This window comes from Telluria sp. ZB4P36, assembly GCF_059685865.1.
Window position 1 is genome coordinate 42,326 of record NZ_JCASIE010000017.1, and the last position, 21,139, is coordinate 63,464.

Sequence of the window (21,139 nt, forward strand, 5' to 3'; positions counted from 1 at the left end):
CCTTGGTGAAACGAAGTGCCTGATTTTCTCTCCCGGCGTATCCACGTCAATTCGCTCGTCTTGTCCGTATCGCTGCTGCTGGCGTCCGTCGCCAACCTGCATTTCTGGTCCACCCTGGTCGACGCACTCGGCGGCGCGACCCTCGCGCGCCTGCCCGTGTTGCTGGGCAGCTTTGCCATCGTGGTCCTGCTGTTCCATGGACTGCTCACGCTGGCGAGCTTCCGCTTCGTCGTCAAGCCGGCCCTGATGCTCGTCCTGCTGACCGCGTCGGCAGCGGCCTGGTTCATCAACGAATACGGTATCGTCATCGACAAGGCGATCATCCAGAGCATCTTTGAAACCGATCCGCGCGAAGCTGCCGAGCTCCTCAACTGGCGCCTGGTCGTGTTCATCGTGATGACGGGCGGCCTGCCGGCGATGCTGGTGGCCCGGGCACGGATCCGTTTTCCCAGCGGTGTGCGCGGCCTTGCGCAGCGCGCCGGCATCGCCGCCGGGGCACTGGCGCTGGCCGCTCTCCTGCTGGTGATGTTGTTCAAGTCCCTGGCGCCGGTCGTGCGCGAGCATCGCGAACTGCGCTACCTGCTGACGCCGACGAACGCCGCGCAGGCGCTGCATGCGTATGTGCGCGGCAGGTCGCGTATCCCGGTCGTCGTTGCGCCACTCGGCCGCGACGCGGTGAAGGGCAGCCATTGGGCCGGACAGGCGCGCCGCACGGTGACCGTCATCGTGGTCGGCGAGACCGCGCGCGCAAAGAACTTTTCACTGAATGCCTATGCACGGGACACCAACCCGCGGCTGGCCCGGGAAGATGGCTTGATCAACTTTGCCAACGTACAGTCCTGCGGTACGGCGACGGCGGTGTCGGTGCCCTGTGTCTTCTCGGTGCTCGGACGCGAGCACTACGACGAAGACCGGGCCCGGCGCCAGGAGGGCTTGCTGGATGTCCTGTCGCATGCCGGCTTCGAGGTGCTTTGGCGCGACAACAACTCCGGCTGCAAGGGCGTCTGCGACCGTGTCGCGTTCACCGACCTGTCCACGCCGCAGGCCGGCAACCGCTACTGCGCCGGGGACGAATGCTACGACGAAGGTCTGCTGGAAGGCTTGCCCGCATTGATACGCGGGTCCGGCAAGGACCTGGTCATCGTCCTGCACCAGAAAGGCAGCCATGGACCGGCCTATGCCAGGCGCTACCCGGCCGGCTTCGGCCGTTTCGGCCCGGTATGCGAGAGCAGCGAATTCGAGACCTGCACGCGCGAGTCGATCGCGGCGGCCTACGACAACACGATCCTCTATACCGATTATGTCCTGTCGAAGACGATCGACATGCTGCGCGCCGCCGCCAAGGAGGGTGGCGTGGATACCGCCATGCTGTATTTCTCGGACCACGGCGAATCTCTCGGCGAAGGCAATATGTACCTGCACGGCGCGCCCTACATCGTCGCGCCCCAGGAGCAGACCCATGTGCCGATGATGCTATGGCTGTCCGATGGTTTTGCCGATCGCTTCCGCATCGACCGCGTCTGCCTGCAGGCACGCCGGGATCAAGCGCTGTCGCACGACAACGTGTTCCACTCGGTGCTCGGCATGCTCGATGTCCAGACCGCCATCCTGAATCCGAAACTCGACCTGTTCCATGCCTGCGTTCGAAACGGCTGAGCTCAGTGAAGCGCAGGGCGAGGCCTTGATGTTATTGAGCACCAGGGATGGCATGTGGGCCGGCGCCCTGTTGTGCCTTGCAGCTGTGCTGGTCTTCGCCCTGGGACGATTCACCGATGTGGATCTGGTTCTGGCCGACGCCTTCTACGATGGCGCCACCGGCAGCTTTCCCTGGCGCGACGCCTGGCTGACCGACATCGTCGGCCACCGGATCCTGAAGGCGGTGCTGGTCGCGTTCGCCTTGCTGTTCATCGCCGCCGCCATGCGCAGTGCTATCTGGCCGGAAACCATGTCCCCGCTGCGCAGGCTGCAGCTGCAGGTGATTGCCTGCTCCGCGGTGCTGGTGCCGCTCGCCATCAGCCTGCTCAAGCAACACAGCAATGCGCATTGTCCCTGGGATGTGACGCGCTACGGCGGAAGCGAGCCCTATGTCCGGCTGTTCGAAGCGCTGCCACCCGGGGTGCACCCCGGTCACTGCTTGCCGGCCGGGCATGCCTCGAGTGCGCTCTGGCTGATCTCGCTGGCGGTCTTGTGGCTGCCGGGACAGCGGCGCAGGGCATGGCGCGCCGCTTGTGCCGCCGCCGGGCTTGGCCTGATGGTCGGATGGATGCAGCAAATGCGAGGTGCTCACTTCCTGACGCACACCTTATGGTCAGTCTGTATTGCGTGCGGCATCGTGTTGACACTGGTGATGCTGCTGCAAGCGCTCAGGGTTGAGCAGCCGCGCGGGTGCGCGTCCTGGTGACGATGCCGGCAGGGTTGATCAGCACGACGAATTCGGCGAAGCGCCCGCCGCCGGCCGGGGACTGGTACACCCAGGCCTCGTAGCCGCTGTCGAACACCACGCTCCTGGTTGGTCCGAAGGCCGCCAGCAACTGAGCCTTGGTGGTCGTGCCGGGAACGACGGCCTGCCGCAGGCGCTCGGCCGCCACCTGGGCGCCGGGCGGCGCAGACGTCGTGGCGCAGCCGGCCAGCAGCAGGGCGGCGAACAGGATGCGCTTCATGGCGCGTCCTCCATGCTCTCGAATTCGACCAGGGTGTCGTCCGGCCAGGAGCTGTCCCAGATCGGGGCGTAGAAGGTACGGTCGAGCATGACCTGGCAGTCGCAGAACTGCAGGTCGGCCTTGCTCTGCTCTCCACCCGCGTACAGCATGTTGAAGGGCAGGGTCTCGACCCGCGCGCCGGCACGCAGGCGCACCGCGAATACCGGGCGCTCGGCAAAGAACAGGTAGTTGCCGTTCGGGCTGCCGCACACCTGCTCGGGCGTGGTGAGCGCGTTCGAGATCCAGCCGAAGATCGGGGAACTGTTGGACACCAGGCCGGCTTCGACGCCGACCAGGCATTCCAGGCGCATGTCGCCCAGGCGCCGCGTGCCCGCGGGCAGGCCGGGGGTGATGATCTGGGCGCGCCAGGTCATGCTGGTGGTCTTGCGGTTGGCGACCACGGCGGCGTCTTCGCGCAGGGCGGTGTCGTTGCGCGGCAGGACGAAGCTGTTGTCCGGCGCCACCGGGACCGGGATGCTGACGGTATCGCCCGCGATGCGCAGCGTAATCCCCGTCATGTCGACGGTCGGCAGGCGCGGCAGCAGCTGGAAGCGCAGCGGCGCAGTGGGCGCCAGGGCATGCGCGCGTTCGAAGCGTTCCATGCCCTTTATCATTTTTCTGTAGGATTTGTCGACCGGGTCGCGGGTGGATTGCACCTTGACGGTCGCGGGCTGCCCGGCTCCTTGGGCGAGGGCAGCCGCTGGCCCGGCCAGCGCAGACAAAAGCGCCAGGCTGAGAATGACGCGGACCGTGAGCCGCGTCATGGGATCACCAGTAACGGACGCGGCCGGTGTCCATGTGGACGAACTGCGAGCTGTCGTAGTAGCCGACGCCGCCGCCCTTCAGGGACATGGCTGCCTTGTGCAGCATCTTCAGGTCCTTGCCCGGCAGGCGGATGTCGATCGCCTTGGCTTCCATGTGCAGGCTGCGCTTGGCGACACCGCCGCTGGCGGCGTGCAGCCTGGCGTTCGACTCCGGCGCGCGGTAGCCGGAAATGATGTGCAGTTCGTGCTTGTTCTCCAGCTTTTCGTTCAGCTGGGTCAGCAGCAGCAGGAGTTCGGGGTCCATCTGCGCCACCTTGTTGGTGCGGTGGTCGCGCAGCACCTTGTTGATGTCCTTCATCGCATCAGGGATGAACTCGCCCTCGGCCCAGAACGTCGTGTTCAGCTTCTCGCCCGTATGCGTGTTATACAGGCGCAAGGTACGCTCGCCGGGAGCGGCTTGTGCTGTTTTGGCAAGTGCTGGGATGCTGAGGGTGGGCGCTGCTACGGAAACTGCGAGGAGGGAGGACTTCAGAAAGGCTCGGCGTTGCATCATCGGATGGGATCCTTATGGCTGGTTCGCTCAAATGTGAATTCTACGCCGCTTGTGTTAAACGTGCAGAGAAAATGCAGGAAAATGCGGTAAAAACACCACTTTGTTAATGCTTTGATCAATCCCGGGAGATATTTCATGCAAAGTTATAAACGAATTGCCGTGTCCGTTGCCAGCCTGATCACGCTCTTGTGCTCGAATGCCATCGCACAGGGTGTCGAACCGGTGGCCGAGCCGCCCGCTGCTAAGGGCTGGAAACTTGAAACCGTCGTCGACAGCCTGCCGCAGCCCTGGGGCATGACCTGGCTGGCCGACGGCCGCATGCTGGTCACCGGCAAGAAGGGCACGCTGCACCTCGTCGAGGGCAAGCGGGTTCAGGAGGTCGCGCTCGACGGCCTGCCCTCGCTGTTCACGGGCGGCCAGGGCGGCCTGCTCGACATCGCCGTGCACCCGCTCGACAAGGGAGCGCACCCGCGCATCTACATGACGATGGCCGGCGGCACCCAGGACGAGAACCGTACGGTGCTGGTGCAGGGCATTTTTGACGGCAAGCGCGTGCACGGCATCAAGACCCTGTTTACGGCCTCGCCCGCGAAGAGCGGCGGCCAGCACTTCGGCTCGCGCATCGTGTTCCTGAAGGACGGCACGCTGTTGATGAGCATCGGCGACGGCGGCAATCCGCCCGCCCGCGTGGGCAATATGCTGGCGCGCGACCAGGCGCAGAACGTCGGCAGCCACAATGGCGCGATCCTGCGCCTGACGGCGGAGGGCAAGGCGGCGCCCGGCAATCCGCTGGCGGGGCAGAAGGGCGCGCTGCCGGAACTGTGGAGCATCGGCCACCGCAACATCCAGGGCATGGTGCTCGACCCGAACGGCCGCGTATGGGCCAGCGAGCACGGCCCGCGCGGCGGCGACGAGATCAATGTGATCGAAGGCGGCAAGAACTACGGCTGGCCGCTGCAGAGCTATGGCCTGGATTACCAGACCCGCGAGCCGATCGGCAAGCGGGTGGTCGCCGGCATGGTGCAGCCGCTGGTCGTGTGGACGCCGTCGACCGGCGCCTCGGGCCTCGCGTGGTACACCGGTTCGGCCTTCCCGGCCTGGCGCGGCAGCCTGTTCTCGGGCGGCCTGGCGACCGAGGATATCCGCCGCGTGGCCTTCGACGCCGGCGGCAAGGTGGTCCAGCAGGAGCGCCTCGAGATCGGCAAGCGGGTGCGCGACGTGCGCCAGGGGCCGGACGGGCACCTGTACGCCATTACCGACGAAGCCAGGGGCAGCCTGCTGCGCATCGTCCCGCAATAAAACACCCCGCGCAACACTCCGATGCAAGGCGCATGGATTCCTCCTCCATGCGCAACTATTCTTTGTTGCAACAACAAAAGCTGCCTAGAATGCAAGGATCACGGCAATCCGCCGTTATCCATCCTATCCGGATGATCCTTGGGAGGAGCAGCATGGCAGTAAGCATCCGTCGCAGTCTCCAGCTGGCAGCAGCGCTCGCGCTCGCCACTGGCGTATCCGCCGTCAGCGCGGCCCCGGCCAAACAGGCCAGCACGCCCGACATCCCCATCCCGGACGTCAAGTACACCAAGTTCACCCTGAAGAACGGGCTCACGGTGCTGGTCCACGAAGACCACAAGACCCCGGTGGTGGCGATCAATACCTGGTACCACGTCGGGTCCAAGAATGAAAAGCCGGGCAAGACCGGCTTCGCCCACCTGTTCGAACACCTGATGTTCAGCGGCAGCGACAACTTCAAGAAGACCTACCTGAACGCCATGGAAGGCATCGGTGCGACCAACCTGAACGGCACCACCAACCAGGACCGCACCAACTACTTCCAGAACGTGCCGACCTCGATGCTGGACTACGCGCTGTTCGCCGAGAGCGACCGCATGGGCCACCTGCTCGGCACCGTCGACCAGAAGAAGCTCGACCTGCAGCGCGGCGTCGTGCAGAACGAAAAGCGCCAGGGCGAGAACCAGCCCTACGGCGTGGCTTACGAGCTGCTGGTCAACAACACCTACCCGGCCGGCCACCCGTATTCCTGGACCGTGATCGGCAAGATGGAAGACCTGGACGCGGCCTCGATGACCGACGTGCAGGACTGGTTCAAGAAGAACTATGGCCCCAACAACACCGTGCTGGTGCTGTCCGGCGACATCACCCCGGAAGTGGCGCGCCAGAAGGTCGAGCAGTACTACGGCCACATTCCTCCGGGCCCGCCGCTGGCCAAGCATGAAGCCTGGATCGCCAAGCGCACCGGCACCCACCGCACCACCGTGCAGGACCGCGTGCCGCAGTCGCGCATCTACCGCACCTGGAACGTCCCGGGCGCGAATACCCAGGAAGAAGCGGAACTCGACCTGGCGGCCCTGGTGCTGGGTGGCGGCAAGACCTCGCGCCTGTACAAGCGCCTGGTGTACAAGGACCAGCTGACCACCAGCGCGGTCGGCAGCAACGACAGCTCGGAAATCGGCGGCCAGTTCGACCTGACCCTGACCGCGCGTCCGGGCGCCGACGTCGCCAAGATGGAAGGCATCGCCGACGAAGAACTGAAGGCCCTGATGAAGAGCGGTCCGACCGAGGCCGAACTGCGTCTCGCGAAAACCACCATCCTGGCGCGCTACACCCGCATGATCGAGCGCGTCGGCGGCTTCGGCGGCAAGAGCGACCTGCTGGCCTCGTGCCAGACCTACACCGGCAATCCGGACTGCTACAAGGTCTACCTGCAGCGCATCAAGGCCGCCACCCCGGCATCCGTCAAGAAGGCCATGAACGACTGGCTGGCCGATGGCGACTTCGTCCTGCAGGTCGATCCCTACCCGACCGGCCTCCTGGCCGGCAAGCCCGGCGTCGACCGCAGCAAGGAACCGTCGCTCGGCAAGCCGATGGCGCTCAAGCTGCCGGAAATGCAGAAGACGACCCTGTCGAACGGCCTGAAGGTCGTGCTGGCGGAGCGTCATGATGCGCCGGTGGTGAACTTCCAGCTGCTGGTCGACAGCGGCTACGCCTCGGATGCGGCGGACAAGCCGGGCGTCGCCAGCCTGGCGATGCGCATGCTGGAAGAGGGCACCAGGACCCGCAAGTCGCTGGAGATCGGCGAAGCCTTCGAGAGCCTGGGTGCGCAGTTCGGCGCCGGCGCCAACCTCGACAGCGGCATCGTCTACATGAACACGCTCAAGGCCACCATGCCGCAGGCGCTGAACCTGTACTCGGACCTGGTGCTGAACCCGTCCTTCCCGCAGAACGAGTTCGTGCGCCTGCAGAAGGACCGCCTGGCCGCGATCCAGCGCGAGAAGACCGTGCCCCAGCTGATGGCGCTGCGCGTCCTGCCGAGCATCCTGTACGGCAAGGAACACGTCTACGGCAAGCCCTTCACCGGCACCGGCACCGAAGAGGCCGTGCAGCGCATGACCCGCGACGACCTGGCCAAGTACCACGCGACCTGGTTCAAGCCGAACAACGCCACCCTGCTGGTGGTGGGCGATACCACGCTGGCCGAGGTCAAGCCGATGCTGGAGAAGGCCTTTGCGGGCTGGAAGGCGGGCGAGGTGCCGAAGAAGGTGCTGGCCGAGGTTGCCGCGCCCGGGAAGAGCGTGGTCTATCTGGTCGACCGCCCGGGCGCGCTGCAGAGCGTGATCGTCGGCGCCCAGCTGGCCGTGCCACGCAGCCATCCGGATGCGCTGCCGCTGGAAATCGTCAACGACCTGTTCGGCGGCACCTTCAGCTCGCGCATCAACATGAACCTGCGCGAAGACAAGCACTGGTCCTACGGCGTGCGCAGCCAGCTGCAGGCGGCCCTCGGCCAGCGTCCGTTCATGAGCGTCTCGCCAGTGCAGACCGACAAGACCCGTGAAGCGATGCAGGAACTGGTGCGCGAGTACCGCGACATCGCGGGCGGCAAGCCGATCACGGCGGAAGAGTTGAAGGCTGCGGTCGACAACAACACGCTGGGCCTGCCGGGCGGCTTCGAAACCGCCGGCCAGCTGACCAGCGCCTACACCAATGTGGTGCAGTACGGCCTGCCGGACGACTACTACAACACCTACACCCAGAAGGCGACGTCGCTGAGCCCGCAGCAAGCCAACGTACTGGCGGCGCGCAGCTTCACGCCGGACCGCCTGGTGTGGGTCGTGGTGGGCGACCTGAGCAAGATCGAGTCGGGCATCCGTGCGCTGAACATCGGCGAAGTCCGCAAGATCGACGCCGACGGTAAACCCGTACAGTAAACCTTACTCCATGTCTTCGAACAGCGCCGTAGCGATCTTCGCCTGCTCCGATTGCGGCATGTCGGTGTTGTTCAGCAAGACCACGGCCCGGCCATCCGCCGGGTCGTAGGCGAGCAAAGTCTTGTAGGCCCCGATGGCGCCCGCTTCCCACGCAAGGGAGCGGGCGCCTTTTTTCGTGATGACGGTTTTCACCTTCCCGCCCAGCGCGTAGTCTTCGGACGCCACCACCACGGTGGACAGCTCCTTGCGCGCCTTATCCGACAACAGCTTGCCGAGGTAGACGGTATCTGCGATCTTCACCAGGTCGCTGGCCGTGCTGTACAGCGTGCCGCTGGCCGCGATCATCGGCGGCACCGCAGAGGTCTTGCGCTGGCCCGCGGCGTTGTAGGCGACCGCCATGCCGACTTCATCCTCGTAGCCGGTGGCGGCGAAACTCGTGTCGCGCACGCCGCTCGGGGCCAGCACCAGTTCTTCCACCGTTTCCGTGAACGGTTCCTTGCGGGCACGTTCGACGACGGCCGCGACCAGGATCCAGTTCGTATACGAGTAATCCCATTGCTCGCCCGGCTTCGAGGCGGGCGCGCCCGTACCGAAGCGCAGGGCCGCCTCGACCGGGCCGATCTCGAGCTTCTCGACGGCCCGGTCTTTCTTCAAGGCATCGGAAAGACCGTTGGGGATGCCGCTGCGGTTCGACATCAGCTGGCGCAGCGTGACCGCGCCGTTGGCCGCCGGCAGTTCCGGCAGGTGGCGCGCGATCGGGGCGTCGAGGTCGAGCGTGCCCATGTCGGCCAGGCGCAGCACGGTGACGGCGGTGATCCATTTCGTCATCGAACCGACCAGGAAGCGCGTGTCCTTGGTGATGGGCTGCTTTTCCTCGCGCAGCGCCAGGCCGCTGGCGTGCACCACCAGCGGCGCGCGCGCATCCTTGCGCACGGCCACCACACCGCTGTAGTCCTTCGGTACATGACGATCGATCAGCGGTCCGGTAGTCAAGTTGGCGACCGCGGCGCAGCCGGGCAGCAGGGCGGCGCCTGCGGCGAGCGAGGAAAGTTGGATGAACTGGCGACGTTGCATGCTTGCTCCAGATAGAGTAGGTCGGGGCATTGTAGCCGTATGCCGGCGTGCGCCGTGCCGTACACGAATCGGCAATACTGGGCCCAGGAGGAAACCATGGACGAACAATCCCTCAAGCTGGCGCGCACGGCCCTGGTGCTGATCGACCTGCAGAACAGCAATGTCGGCCGCGAGCTGGCGCCCTATACCGCCGAGCAGGCGGTCGGCAACTGTGTGCTGCTGGCGCAGGAAATGCGCGGCCGCGGGGCGATGGTGGTGTACGTGCGGGTGCTGGTGAACGAGCTGCCGACGCCGCTGGCCGACGCGCCGATGCGCCCGCCCGGCGCCGCCGCACCGCCCTACGATGCTTCGGAGCTGGCTGCCATGGCCGGCGTGGAGGCGAGCGATCTGGTCGTGACCAAGCGCCAGTGGGGCGGCTTCTACGGGACCGAACTCGACCAGTTGCTGCGGCGGCGCGGCATCGACACGCTGATCCTTGGCGGCATCGCCACCAATTTCGGGGTCGAGTCGACGGCGCGTGCGGCTTTTGATCGCAGCTACAAGCTGGTGTTCGCGGAAGATGCGATGACCAGCATGGATGCGGAAGCCCACCGTTTCGCATGCAAGCACATCTTCCGGCGCATGGGCAGAGTACGCTCGACCCGCGCCGTGATCGACATGCTGCAGGCCGGGACCGGCGACGCGTGAAGGGCCTCAGCCCTTTTTGTGAATTTCCGCCGTGATCTCGTAAGCGCGCAGGCGCGCCGCGTGGTCGAAGACCTGCGAGGTGATCATCAGCTCGTCCGGCCTGGTGCGCGCGATGAAGCTGCGCAGCTGGCTTTCCACCGCGGCCGGCGCGCCGATCGCGGTGCAGGACAGGACGCTGTCGAGCATCATGCGTTCGGCCGTGCCCAGGCTTTCCAGGTAACCTGGAACTGGCGGCTGCAGCTTGCTGGGGCGTCCGCTGCGCAGGTTGACGAAGGCCTGCTGCATCGAGGTGGCCAGTACCTGCGCTTCCTCGTCGGTATCCGCCGCGAACACGTTATAGCCGAGCATCACATAGGGTTTGTCGAGCTGCTTCGAGGGCCGGAAGGTTGAGCGGTAGAGCTCGATCGCCTGCAGCATCATCTGCGGCGCGAAGTGCGAGGCGAACGCATAGGGCAGGCCGAGCGCCGCCGCCAGCTGGGCGCCGAACAGGCTGGAACCGAGGATCCACACCGGCACGTCCAGGCCCGCGCCCGGCACCGCGCGTACCTGGCGGCGCGGCGAGTCGGCGAAATAGTCCAGCAGCTCGACGACATCCTGCGGGAATTCGTCGGCGTCCGAGGCCAGGTTGCGGCGCAGGGCGCGCGCCGTGGTGTGGTCCGAGCCGGGCGCGCGGCCCAGGCCGAGGTCGATGCGTCCCGGGTACAGCGATTCGAGCGTACCGAACTGCTCGGCGATCACCAGCGGCGAGTGATTCGGCAGCATGATGCCGCCGGCGCCGACACGGATCGTCTTGGTGCCGGCCGCCACGTGGCCGATCAGCACCGCCGTGGCCGCGCTGGCGATGCCCGGCATGCCGTGGTGCTCCGCCAGCCAGAAGCGTTGGTAACCCCAGCGCTCGCCGTGCTGGGCGAGATCTAGTGAACGGTGGAAAGAAGTTGCCGCATCGCTGCCTTCGACGATGGGCGCGAGGTCGAGGATTGAAAATGGAATCATCCATTGATGATACGCCGATGCCATTTTTCGCGTGCGCGGCTGCTGGGAGTGCTCGTCGTAAAGATTGACCGGTGGCAGACCCGTCCTTATGATCAGGCGAGAATCCGAGCCACCCATCCATCCCTGTCCAATGTCCAGAACCCCGACTTCGCCATGCCGCCGCGCCGCCATCCTTGCCACCCTGAGTGCAGCCCTGCTGGGCGCCGGCTGCGCGCAGCTGCCGGGGCAGGGGAGCGCCATGCGCGCTGAGCTGCGGCTCGATGGGGCGAGGCTGGCCGAGATCGATCGCGCCATCCTGGACAACATCGGCGCGCGCAAGCTGCCCGGCGCCGTGTTCCACCTGGAGCGCGAGGGCGCGGTCTACGAACAGGCCTACGGGCGCTTCACCTACGATGAAGGCGCGCCGCCGGTCACGCCGGATACGGTGTTCGATGCCGCCTCGCTGTCCAAGGTGCTGTCGACGGCGACCTCGGTGCTGTTGCTGGCCGAGGAAGGAAAGCTCGACCTGGAGGGGCCGCTGCTGCGCTATTTCCCGGAATGCGGCGGTGGGGGCAAGGAGGCGATCACCGTGCGCCAGCTGCTGACACATTCGTCCGGGCTGCCGGCGGGCCTGCCGGCCAGGCCGGCGTGGGCGGGCAAGGAGGCGGCCCTTGCGCTGGCCTGCCGCCAGGAGCTCACGCACGCGCCGGGCAGCTACTTCCGCTACTCGGACATCAACTATATTTTGCTCGGCCAGCTGGTCGAGCGGGTAGCCGGCATGCCGCTGGATCGCTACGCGCAGCAGCGCATCTTCACGCCGCTCGGCATGCGCGACACCGGTTATCGTCCATTGGAGCGCATGGCGGCCGCGCGCATCGCGCCGACCCAGCGCGGCGCCGATGCCGTCGCCGGCGCCGCCCTGCATGGCGACCTGGCGCCGGGCCAGCTGCTGGCAGGCGTGGTGCATGATCCCACCGTGCGGCGCATGGGCGGCGTGGCCGGATCGGCCGGCGTATTCTCCACCGCACGCGACGTGGCGCGCTTCGGCCGCATGCTGGCCAATGGCGGCGAGCTCGATGGCGTGCGGGTATTGAGCAAGGAAAGCGTACGCCTGCTCACCACCGCGCAGTCGCCGCCCGGCCTGGCCCTGCGCGGCATGGGCATGGACATCGACTCGCCCTATGCCCTGCGTCCGCGCGGCACGGTGTTCCCGGTCGGCTCCTACGGGCATACCGGCTTTACCGGCTGCATCCTGTGGGTCGATCCGCAATCGCGCAGCTTCTACGTGTTCCTGTCGAACCGCGTCTACCCGGACGACAAGAGCAATGTGCTGGCGCTGTACACCCAGCTCGGCACGCTGTCGGCCCAGGCGGCTACGCCCCGCTGAGCAGACTTCTAGTAGCAAGGATTCTTTTTCCGGAAGGCTACCGTGCGCCTCCCTCCATGTCCCCTCTCTACACTCCTAAGCCTAAATTCAATATCTTATTGATATTGTTGAGTATTTTGCCCCGAAGACAAATTTTAGGAGATCGACATGAAGATGAATAAGCTGTTGAAAGGCCTGCTGGGTGCTTCCGTTGCCGCCGCCATGTTCGGCGCCACCACCGTCCACGCGCAATCGTCGGACGGCACCCAGAACACGCGCGGCGCCGGCACCCCGAGCAACAGCCAGAGCGTCAACGCGAATGACCAGAGCAGCATGCACGACCAGAGCCACGGCAGCTCGTCGGCCAGCGCCACCGGCAGCCCGCAGAAGCAGGACAAGAAACGCAGCAAGAAGCACAAGGACCACAGCACCAGCGGTTCTAGCCAGAGCGGCAGCATGAACGCGAGCGGTTCGAGCAGCTCGGGCAGCATGAGCGGCACCAGCGGTTCGAGCAGCACCAGCGGCACCAGCGGCACTAGCGGCACCAGTGGCACCAGTGGCACCAGCGACTGGAGCTCGGGCAGCTCGGGCGTCGAAGCCGGCCGCACCAGCACCGGCCGTTCGAGCGAGCCGGAAACCCGCCGCTCGACCAGCGGCAGCAGCGGCGCGATGGGTACCAGCGGTTCGTCGGGCGCCACCGGCACCACCGGCAGCAGCTCGATGGGCACCGGCGCCACCGGCACCAGCGGTGCGACCGGCACCATGGACGCTACCGGACGTAGCGGCACGACCGGCACCTCGGGTACAACCGGCACCTCGGGTACAACCGGCACTACCGGCACCTCGGGTACTACCGGGACTACCGGCACCACGCCGCCCACCGGCACCACGCCGCCCACCGGCAGCACCGGCCGCGGCTACTGATCCGCAGCCTGAGCCGATGCAGTCCTGACGGGCTGCATTCTGCGACACCAGCCTGCGGGCTGGTGTCCTCGTTTACAGGGTCGTGTTCAGGCGGCGAGGGCCGGCCTGGACTGGGACGCGCGGCGCGGTGCAGCCGCTGCCGCGGCCTCGCGCTCGTCGAGGCGGAAGGTGGCCACCAGCTGCGACAGCGATTGCGCCTGTTCGCGCAGCGCGTCGGAAGCGGCCGCCGCTTCCTCGACCAGCGCGGCGTTCTCCTGCGTGACCTGGTCCATCTGGGTGACGGCCTGGTTGACCTGCTCGATGCCCAGCGACTGCTCGCCGCTGGCGGACGCGATCTCCGCCATGATGGTGGAGACGCCGGCGATGCCGGCCACGATTTCTTCCATGGTGGCGCCAGCCTGGGCGACCAGGCGGTTGCCTTCCTCGACCTTGCCGGCCGAGTCGGCGATCAGGGTCTTGATCTCTTTTGCCGCAGTGGCGGAGCGCTGCGCCAGGGCGCGCACTTCCGATGCCACGACCGCGAAGCCGCGCCCCTGTTCGCCGGCGCGCGCGGCTTCCACCGCCGCGTTCAGCGCCAGGATGTTGGTCTGGAATGCGATGCCGTCGATGACACCGACGATCTCGCCGATCTTCTGCGAAGCGCTGCGGATGTCGGCCATGGTGCGCACCACCTCGCCGACCGTCTCGCCGCCACGCGCGGCGCTGCCGGAGGCCGTGCGTGCCAGTGCATTGGCCTGCTGCGCGTTGTCCGCGTTCTGGCGCACGGTCGACGTGAGTTCCTCCATCGACGCCGCGGTTTCTTCCAGCGAGCTGGCCTGCTCTTCGGTACGCGCCGACAGTTCCAGGTTGCCTCCCGAGATCTGGTGCGAGGCCGTGGCGATGGTGTCGGTGCCGCGCCGTACTTCGCTGACGATGCCGCGCAGGCTGTCGCGCATGTCCTTCAGGGCCGCCATCAGCTGGCCGGTCTCGTTGCGCGCGTCGGCCTCGATACGGCCGGTCAGGTCGCCGCGCGCGACCTGCTGTGCCACGCCCAGCGCCCGTTGCAGCGGCCCGGAGATGGCGCGCATGATCAGCCAGGCGAAGGCCATGCCGGTGGCGACGGCGACCGCGCTCAGCGCGAGCTGGACCTTGCGGCTGTCGCCGACGTAGCTGTCGATGGATTCACCCTGCGTGGCGAGCGCGCGCTTCTGGAAGGCGACCATTGCTTCCAGGCTGCCCACGTAGGCGTTCACCTTCGGCAGCATGTCGCTCTCGAAGAAGCGCGCGGCCGACTCCAGCTGGCCTTCCTTCTTCTGCTTGAAGGCTTCGGCGCGCGCCTTGCGATAGGCTTCGCGGCTGGCGACGATGCCGTCGAACAGGCGCTTGCCTTCGGCATCGTCCTTGACCGCTTCCTGGACCAGCTTCTGCAGCTCATTGGCGCGCTCGGATGACTTGGCCATGGCATCGAGGAAGAACTGTTCCGTGGCCGGGTCGCTCGACTTGGCGGCGGCGATGGTGCGGACCGCGTTGACCTCGACGACCGCCTTCCATTCCTGCAGCAGGTTGGAGCGGTGGAGGCCGTCGCGGGTCAGCGCATGCGTCATCTCGTTGACGGTATGCGTGGTGGACAGCGCCACCCCGGCCAGCACCAGCATCAGGGCCAGCACCGCGCCGAAACCAAGGGCCAGCAGGCTGCGGATCTTCATTTTCTCGAGCTTCATGATTTTCTCGTCGAATCGGGGTCAAAGCGCGCACGCGCGCGCCGGGGAGCAAGCGCGCTGCCCGTCTTGACGAGTATGAAGTTTCCACGCAGCATGTCCACGTATTTCCACACTTTTGCAACGTGGACATGCTAGAGCTGTGACAAATACAACGTTTCGTTAGCGGTTCGTCAACGTTCCTTGACCTGAGATTAACGCGCGCTGCGCCCGCGCATGCCGGGCCGCGGCGTGCGCGGCGGCGGCGTCTCGTCGGCCAGCTCGATTTTCTCGAGCGGCTCGGGCGCCGGCCCATGCAGCACATTGCCTTCGGTATCGAAGCGCGAGGCATGGCAGGGACAGTCCCAGGAGCGCTCGGCCGAATTCCAGTGCACGGCGCAGCCCAGGTGGGTGCACTTGGCGGATACCGCATGCAGGCCGCCCTGGGCGTCGCGGTAGACCGCGATCTTGCGCAGGCCGTCGCGCAGCACCGCGCCTTCGCCGGCGGCGATCTCGTGGACCGAGTCGACGTCGCCGCCGGTCAGCCATTCGCCGTAGCGCGCCAGGGTCTTGGCCTGTTCCGAAGCGAAATCGGCCAGCCCGTGCACCGGCTTGCGCGAGGGATCGTACAGTGCCTGCCAGGGGTTGTCGCGGCGCGCCACCAGGTCGCTCACCAGCATGGCGCCGATGGTGCAGTGGGTCATGCCGTTGCCGGAATCGCCGGTGATCAGGTAGACGTTGTCGTCGTCCATCGGGTTGCGGCCGAGGTAGGCCAGGCCGTCGGAGGGCTCCATCACCTCGCCCGACCAGCGGTAGGCGAGCGCGCCGGCCATCGGGAAGTGTTCGCGGGCCCAGCGTTCGATCTCGTCGTAGCGGTGCTCGGGGTGGTCGTCCTGGCCGGTCCTGTGATCGGCGCCGCCGACCACCAGGATCTCGTGATCGAGCGCGGCATCCGGTGTCTCCAGGCGTACGTAATAGTAAGGGTCGCCGGTATCCCACAGCAGGATGCGCGGCAGCGCGCCGCGCGGCACCCGCAGGCCGATCACGTAGGTGCGGTAGCCGGCCTGCTTGGTGTGCATCACCACGCGGTCGTTGAAGGGCGTGTGGGTGGCCAGGACCACGTGGCGGGCGCGGATCTCGCCGTGGTCGGTGGAGACGGTCTGCTGCTCGTGGTCGCCGCGCACGCGGTGCGCGTGGGTGGACCCGAAGATGCGGCCGCCGTGGCGCTCGATGGCGTGCGCCAGGCCGGCCAGGTACTTCAGCGGATGGAACTGGCCCTGGTTCGCAAAGCGCACGGCGGGGCCGGTGTCGAAGGGCAGGCCGGGCACGCCGGGCAGGAATTCGACCGCCACGCCAGCCCGGGCCGCGCTCTGGTATTCCTTCTCGAGGTCGCGCATGGCATTGCCGGGCAGGGCGTACAGGTAGCCGTCGAGGCGCTCGAATTCGCAGTCGATGCCGTCCTCGGTCTTGATGCTGGCGGCGGTCGATTCGACCAGGTCGATCGCGCGGGCATAGCTGTCGGCCACCAGGCGCGCACTGGCGGCGCCGAATTTGTCATGGATGAAGCCGTACCACTCGTCCGGCGGGAACAAGTGGGCGGTGGTGCGCCCGGTCTCGCCGGCGCCGATGCCGAGGGCGTCGATCACCACGACCTTGCGGCCCTCCCTGGCGAGCAGGTAGGCGGTGGTGAGGCCGGCGATGCCGGCGCCGATCACGCAGATCTCCGTGTCGAGGTCGCCGGGCAGGGGAGGACAGGCGGGGACCTCGGCGGTGTCCATCCAGACCGATACCGAAGCGCCATTGGTGGAAGCAGTCATGTCGCACTCCTTTGTGAGCATCGAAGCTGGGGACAGTCTACTGTGGCGCGCAAAAGGCCGGAGCACGATGGCGCCGGGCCGCTTGTGGCAAGGGCGCCGCATCTGTCGGCAAAGTCGTCAATTTCTCGTTGCAAAGCACTTTATGTGGCGTAGAATAAATTTAGATTGCTGACAAGAACTACGCTCCACGAAAGCCGACCATGGATCTCGCCATTCCCTCCGAAGTGCGCGCACCGAGCGCCATGAAGCTGTCCGAACTCATCGGCGCACTCAGCTACGCGCTCGACATCACCGAAGGCCAGCCGCCCGGCCATTGCGTGCGCGTGTGCTGGATCGGCATGCACATCGGCCGCGCGGCCGGGCTGCCGGAGGAGCATCTGTGGGAGCTGTACTACACCCTCCTGCTCAAGGACCTCGGCTGCAGCAGCAATGCCGCGCGCATCTGCGAGCTCTACCTGACCGATGACCTGGGCTTCAAGCGCGACTTCAAGACCGTCGGCGACAGCCTGCCGCAGGTGCTGTCCTTCGTGCTGTCCCACACCGGGCTGAAGGCCGGCCTGGCCGAGCGATTCCGCAGCGTGATGACGATCCTGCGCGACGGTCCCGCGATCGCCCAGGACCTGATCGCCACGCGTTGCCAGCGCGGTGCCGAGATCGCGCGCCTGCTGCGTTTTCCCACCGGTGTCGCCTGCGGCATCTATTCGCTCGACGAACACTACGACGGCAAGGGCAAGCCCGACCGCCTGGTGGGCGAGGCGATTTCCGTGTATGCGCGCATCGCGCTGCTGGCCCAGGTGATCGACGTGTTCCACACGGCGGCGGGGCGCGACAGCGCCCTGCGCGAAGCGCGCGCCCGCGCCGGCACCTGGTTCGATCCGCGCCTGGTGCGCGCTTTCGAGGAGGTGGCGGCGAGTCCGGCGTTCTGGGAAGTGCTGGCCTCGCCCGGCGTCGACCGCGCCGTGGCCGATCTCGAACCGGGCGGGCGCGATATCACACTCGACGACGACTACCTGGACGACATCGCGATGGCCTTCGGCCAGGTGGTGGATGCCAAGAGCCCCTACACGAGCGGGCACAGTGCGCGCGTCGCGCTGTACACCGACATGATCGCTGAAGCGCTGGGCATGGACCCGCAGCGCCGCCGCTGGCTCAAGCGCGGCGCGCTGCTGCACGACGTCGGCAAGCTGGGCGTCAGCAACAGCGTGCTGGACAAGGCGGGCGCGCTCGACCGCGACGAATGGGAAGCGGTGCGCCTGCATGCGGCCTATACCGAGACCATCCTGGGCCGCATCAACGCCTTCGCCGAACTGGCGGCGATCGCCGGCGCCCACCACGAGCGCCTCGACGGCAGCGGCTACCCGCGCGGCCTGCAGGGCGACGCGATCGGCCTCGAGACCCGCATCATCACCACCGCCGACATCTTCGACGCCATCACGGCCGAGCGTCCCTACCGCGGCGCGATTCCGATCGAGCAGGCATTGGGCATGATGGAAAAGACGGTCGGCAGTGCGCTCGACCCGGCCTGCTTCGCGGCGCTGAAGGCTGCCGTCGCCAGGATGCCCTTCCCGTAAATCACGAATTCTGTCCGTCATAGCAAGATTTGACAAACATGGTCGTTTAAGTAACGACACAATCCCTCCCACACATCAAGAACGCGCGGTTCCGGCAGTCGGCGGAATCACCATACAAGTTTTGGGAGATGACATGTACGAGAAGACGGCAGGGCAGCAGGTCAGGCGCACCGCGATCGCGGCGGCAGTGACGGTACTGGTGATGGGGATGGCGGGGCAGGCAGCGGCGCAGGAGCCGGTCGAACCCCAGACCGTGGTGGTGACCGGCGTGCGCGCCGCCCTGGAACAGTCGCTGCGCCAGAAGCGCAATGCCGACGCGGTGGTCGAGGTGGTGACGGCCGAAGACATCGGCAAGATGCCCGACAAGAACGTGGCCGACGCCATCCAGCGCCTGCCGGGCGTGAACACCCAGTCCTCGGCCGGCGGCGAAGGCGGCTTCGGGGAAAACGACCGCGTCAGCCTGCGCGGCACCAGCCCGAGCCTGCAGCAGACCCTGTTCAACGGCCATGCGATCAGCACCGGCGACTGGTTCGTGCTGAACCAGATCGGCGGCAACGTCGGCCGATCGAGCAGCTTCTCGCTGCTGCCCTCCGAACTGGTGGGTTCGATCGTGGTGCAGAAAAGCCCGACCGCCGACCTGGTCGAAGGCGGCGTCTCCGGCGCCATCAACGTCATCACCCGCCGCCCGCTCGACTTCCGCAACCCGCTGACCGTGGAAGGCTCGATCCAGGCCAACTACAACGACCTGTCCGAGAAAACCGAGCCGCACCTGTCCGCCCTGGTGGGCTGGAAGAACCCCGCGAATACCTTCGGCGTGCTGCTGCAGGGCTTCTCCGAGAAGGCCAGCGTGCGCCGCGACGGCCAGGAGATCCTCGGCTATACCCCGATCAGCCCGACCAGCGCGGCCGTCGCCGCCAATCCGGCGCTGCGCGGCGTGGTCGTCCCGACCTTCATCGGCGCCGCGCTGTTCGAGCAGACCAAGAAGCGCCAGGGCGGCGCCTTCGACGTCGAACTGCGTCCGGCGCGCGGCACCAGCATCGACCTGAACGGCTTCTATTCCAAGCTCGATGCCCCGCACCAGAACACCAACTGGCTGGCCGCGCCGGCCAACTCGATCAACAGCATGAACCTGGTCCCCCAGAATCCGGTCATCAGGAACGGCACCCTGGTCGGCGCCGCCTTCACCCGCAACGCGGGCGAGGTCGACAACATCTACCGTCCGGACGCCGGCGGCGAATCCTGGTACCTCGACCTGAACGGCAAGCACCGCGTCAACGACCAGCTGACCCTGTCCGGCAAAGCCGGCAAGACCCATGGCGTGGGCTGGGACCGCGACGACGTCTACTACCAGAACAACGTGGACGGCGGCATGGTCTACGCCCTCAACGGCCTGTCGCCGGCGAGCGTCAGCTACCCCGGCGGGAATACCGCCGTGCCGGGCAGTACCGCCTGGGCCGGCGGCGGCGAGGCGCAGTCGGTCGACCAGGAAAAATATGCCCAGGTCGACGGCGAATGGCGCCTGCAGGACGCCAGCGTGCAGGCGATCCGCTTCGGCGCGCGCTGGACCGACCATACCCGCACCGCCGAGCACCCGCTCGAGACCCGTCCCGGCGCGACCGGCTTCAGCGCGCCCGGCCCGGCCTGGAGCGGCCAGATGTACCCGTCCGACTTCGGCAAGGACCTGGGCGGCAATGTGTCGTCGAACTACTTCAAGTACGATGGCGCCGCCCTCGGCGCCTGGGGCGCGGTCCCGGGCAACCGCCTGCTCGACTACACCCTGCGCCATAACTGGATGGACGAATTCCAGGTCGGAGAAAAGACCTTCGCCCTGTACGCGATGGCGGATTTCGGCGGCGACAACTGGAGCGGCAACATCGGCCTGCGCGCCATCGAGACGCGCCAGGACACGGTGGTCAACCTGCCGGGCGGCCCGAACGCCATCACCGGTTCGGCCTTCGGTCCCTATACCCCGACCAGCTTCAAGCGCACCTACCGCGACTACCTGCCGAGCGCCAACCTGAAGTACGAGGTGTCGCCGCAGCTGGTGCTGCGCAGCGCGCTGGCCAAGACCATCGCCCGTCCGGATTATTCCGCCCTGGGCGGCTCGGTCTCGCTCAACGACGACGCCCTGAGCGGCAGCGGCGGCAACGTGAATCTCGATCCGGTGCGCGCTACCAACTTCGACCTCGGCATGGAGTGGTACTACGCGCCGAAGGCCCTGCTGTCGGCCGGCTTCTTCTACATGGACTTCCGTTCGATCGTGGCCCAGGGCACCTCGAGCGGGACCTATTACAACAACAAGCGCGGCACCCAGACCACCTACCAGATCACCTCGCCCTTCAACACCACTGGCAGCAACAAGGGCATCGAGTTGAGCTGGCAGCAGCCGCTGTGGAACAACTTCGGCACCCTGGTGAATTACACTCACGCCGACGGCGAGCTGGATGACGGCGGCGAGCTGCTGAACTCCTCGAAGAACACCTGGAATGTCACCGGCTACTTCGAGAACGAACGCTTCTCCGCGCGCCTGGCCTACAACTACCGCTCGAAGTACAAGGCCGGCGTGGACCGCGGCGCCAGCCAGCACGTGGACAGCCAGCCTTCGCTGGCGGCGTCGCTCAACGTCAAGCTCACCGAGCAGCTGACCCTGACCTTCGACGCGCTCAACCTGACCAACGAGACGATCAAGATGTACGCCGAGAACGAGGACCGCCCGCGCGCCTTCTACTCGAACGGCCGTACCTTCTACATCGGCCTGCGCGGCAAGCTGTAAGCCTCACCAGGGGGAAGGGCGGCGCGCCCGTCCT

At 66.7% G+C, this 21,139-nt stretch carries 16 protein-coding genes; 9 read left to right on the plus strand and 7 right to left on the minus strand.

Annotated features, from left to right (window positions below; translation table 11 throughout):
• The first annotated feature begins 15 nt into the window (after positions 1-15).
• Positions 16-1,656 (plus strand): phosphoethanolamine transferase, encoded by a 1,641-nt coding sequence (locus AC56LK_RS19510; protein ID WP_497186139.1) that lies wholly within the window; start codon positions 16-18, stop codon positions 1,654-1,656.
• On the plus strand, positions 1,634-2,401 hold the full coding sequence (locus AC56LK_RS19515) for a phosphatase PAP2 family protein (RefSeq protein ID WP_497186140.1): 768 nt from the start codon (positions 1,634-1,636) through the stop codon (positions 2,399-2,401). Before AC56LK_RS19510 ends, AC56LK_RS19515 begins: the two co-directional genes overlap by 23 nt.
• Here AC56LK_RS19515 and AC56LK_RS19520 read toward each other — a convergent pair.
• The 3 genes from AC56LK_RS19520 to mepK all read right to left on the minus strand — a co-directional run bounded on the left by AC56LK_RS19520 (position 2,364) and on the right by mepK (position 4,016).
• A complete protein-coding gene (locus AC56LK_RS19520; protein WP_497186141.1) occupies positions 2,364-2,660 on the minus strand; it encodes a hypothetical protein in 297 nt (98 codons plus the stop codon). The genes AC56LK_RS19515 and AC56LK_RS19520 overlap by 38 nt on opposite strands.
• Complete coding sequence (locus AC56LK_RS19525; RefSeq protein WP_497186142.1) at positions 2,657-3,301, minus strand: hypothetical protein; 645 nt, start codon at positions 3,299-3,301, stop codon at positions 2,657-2,659. The genes AC56LK_RS19520 and AC56LK_RS19525 overlap by 4 nt, the downstream gene beginning before the upstream one ends.
• Before the next feature lie 166 nt (positions 3,302-3,467).
• Positions 3,468-4,016 carry a peptidoglycan L,D-endopeptidase MepK gene (mepK, locus tag AC56LK_RS19530; protein ID WP_497186143.1) on the minus strand — a complete coding sequence of 183 codons (549 nt, stop codon included), beginning with the start codon at positions 4,014-4,016 and terminating at the stop codon, positions 3,468-3,470.
• A 135-nt stretch (positions 4,017-4,151) separates the two neighbouring features.
• On the opposite strand from mepK, the gene AC56LK_RS19535 reads away from it, so the two are divergent.
• Both AC56LK_RS19535 and AC56LK_RS19540 read left to right on the plus strand, forming a co-directional pair.
• A complete protein-coding gene (locus AC56LK_RS19535) occupies positions 4,152-5,315 on the plus strand; it encodes a PQQ-dependent sugar dehydrogenase (RefSeq protein ID WP_497186144.1) in 1,164 nt (387 codons plus the stop codon).
• A 152-nt stretch (positions 5,316-5,467) separates the two neighbouring features.
• A complete protein-coding gene (locus AC56LK_RS19540) occupies positions 5,468-8,245 on the plus strand; it encodes a M16 family metallopeptidase (RefSeq protein WP_497186145.1) in 2,778 nt (925 codons plus the stop codon).
• Between the two features lie 3 nt (positions 8,246-8,248).
• On the opposite strand, the gene AC56LK_RS19545 is transcribed toward AC56LK_RS19540, so the two are convergent.
• The gene (locus AC56LK_RS19545; RefSeq protein ID WP_497186146.1) at positions 8,249-9,319 is read right to left on the minus strand and encodes a serine hydrolase domain-containing protein; all 1,071 of its coding nucleotides are present in this window, start codon (positions 9,317-9,319) and stop codon (positions 8,249-8,251) included.
• 96 nt (positions 9,320-9,415) lie between these two features.
• Between AC56LK_RS19545 and AC56LK_RS19550 the strand changes: the two genes are divergently transcribed.
• On the plus strand, positions 9,416-10,006 hold the full coding sequence (locus tag AC56LK_RS19550; RefSeq protein WP_497186147.1) for an isochorismatase family protein: 591 nt from the start codon (positions 9,416-9,418) through the stop codon (positions 10,004-10,006).
• Between the two features lie 6 nt (positions 10,007-10,012).
• Here the strand turns inward: AC56LK_RS19550 and AC56LK_RS19555 are convergent, their stop codons facing one another.
• Complete coding sequence (locus AC56LK_RS19555) at positions 10,013-10,999, minus strand: LLM class flavin-dependent oxidoreductase (protein WP_497186148.1); 987 nt, start codon at positions 10,997-10,999, stop codon at positions 10,013-10,015.
• Between the two features lie 130 nt (positions 11,000-11,129).
• Between AC56LK_RS19555 and AC56LK_RS19560 the strand changes: the two genes are divergently transcribed.
• Together AC56LK_RS19560 and AC56LK_RS19565 are read left to right on the plus strand one after the other, a co-directional pair.
• Positions 11,130-12,365, plus strand: coding sequence for a serine hydrolase domain-containing protein (locus AC56LK_RS19560; RefSeq protein ID WP_497186149.1), 1,236 nt, complete (start codon positions 11,130-11,132; stop codon positions 12,363-12,365).
• A 147-nt stretch (positions 12,366-12,512) separates the two neighbouring features.
• On the plus strand, positions 12,513-13,268 hold the full coding sequence (locus tag AC56LK_RS19565) for a hypothetical protein (protein WP_497186150.1): 756 nt from the start codon (positions 12,513-12,515) through the stop codon (positions 13,266-13,268).
• A gap of 86 nt (positions 13,269-13,354) precedes the next feature.
• On the opposite strand, the gene AC56LK_RS19570 is transcribed toward AC56LK_RS19565, so the two are convergent.
• Together AC56LK_RS19570 and AC56LK_RS19575 are read right to left on the minus strand one after the other, a co-directional pair.
• Entirely contained in the window at positions 13,355-14,968 is a 1,614-nt protein-coding gene (locus tag AC56LK_RS19570) for a methyl-accepting chemotaxis protein (protein WP_497186151.1), read from the minus strand.
• Between the two features lie 191 nt (positions 14,969-15,159).
• Entirely contained in the window at positions 15,160-16,761 is a 1,602-nt protein-coding gene (locus AC56LK_RS19575) for an FAD-dependent oxidoreductase (protein ID WP_497186152.1), read from the minus strand.
• 200 nt (positions 16,762-16,961) lie between these two features.
• Here AC56LK_RS19575 and AC56LK_RS19580 point away from each other — a divergent pair, with 200 nt between their 5' ends.
• On the plus strand, positions 16,962-18,332 hold the full coding sequence (locus AC56LK_RS19580; protein WP_497186153.1) for an HD-GYP domain-containing protein: 1,371 nt from the start codon (positions 16,962-16,964) through the stop codon (positions 18,330-18,332).
• Between the two features lie 133 nt (positions 18,333-18,465).
• Positions 18,466-21,105: a TonB-dependent receptor gene (locus AC56LK_RS19585; RefSeq protein WP_497186154.1), complete on the plus strand. Its 2,640-nt coding sequence runs from the start codon at positions 18,466-18,468 to the stop codon at positions 21,103-21,105.
• Positions 21,106-21,139 lie beyond the last annotated feature (34 nt).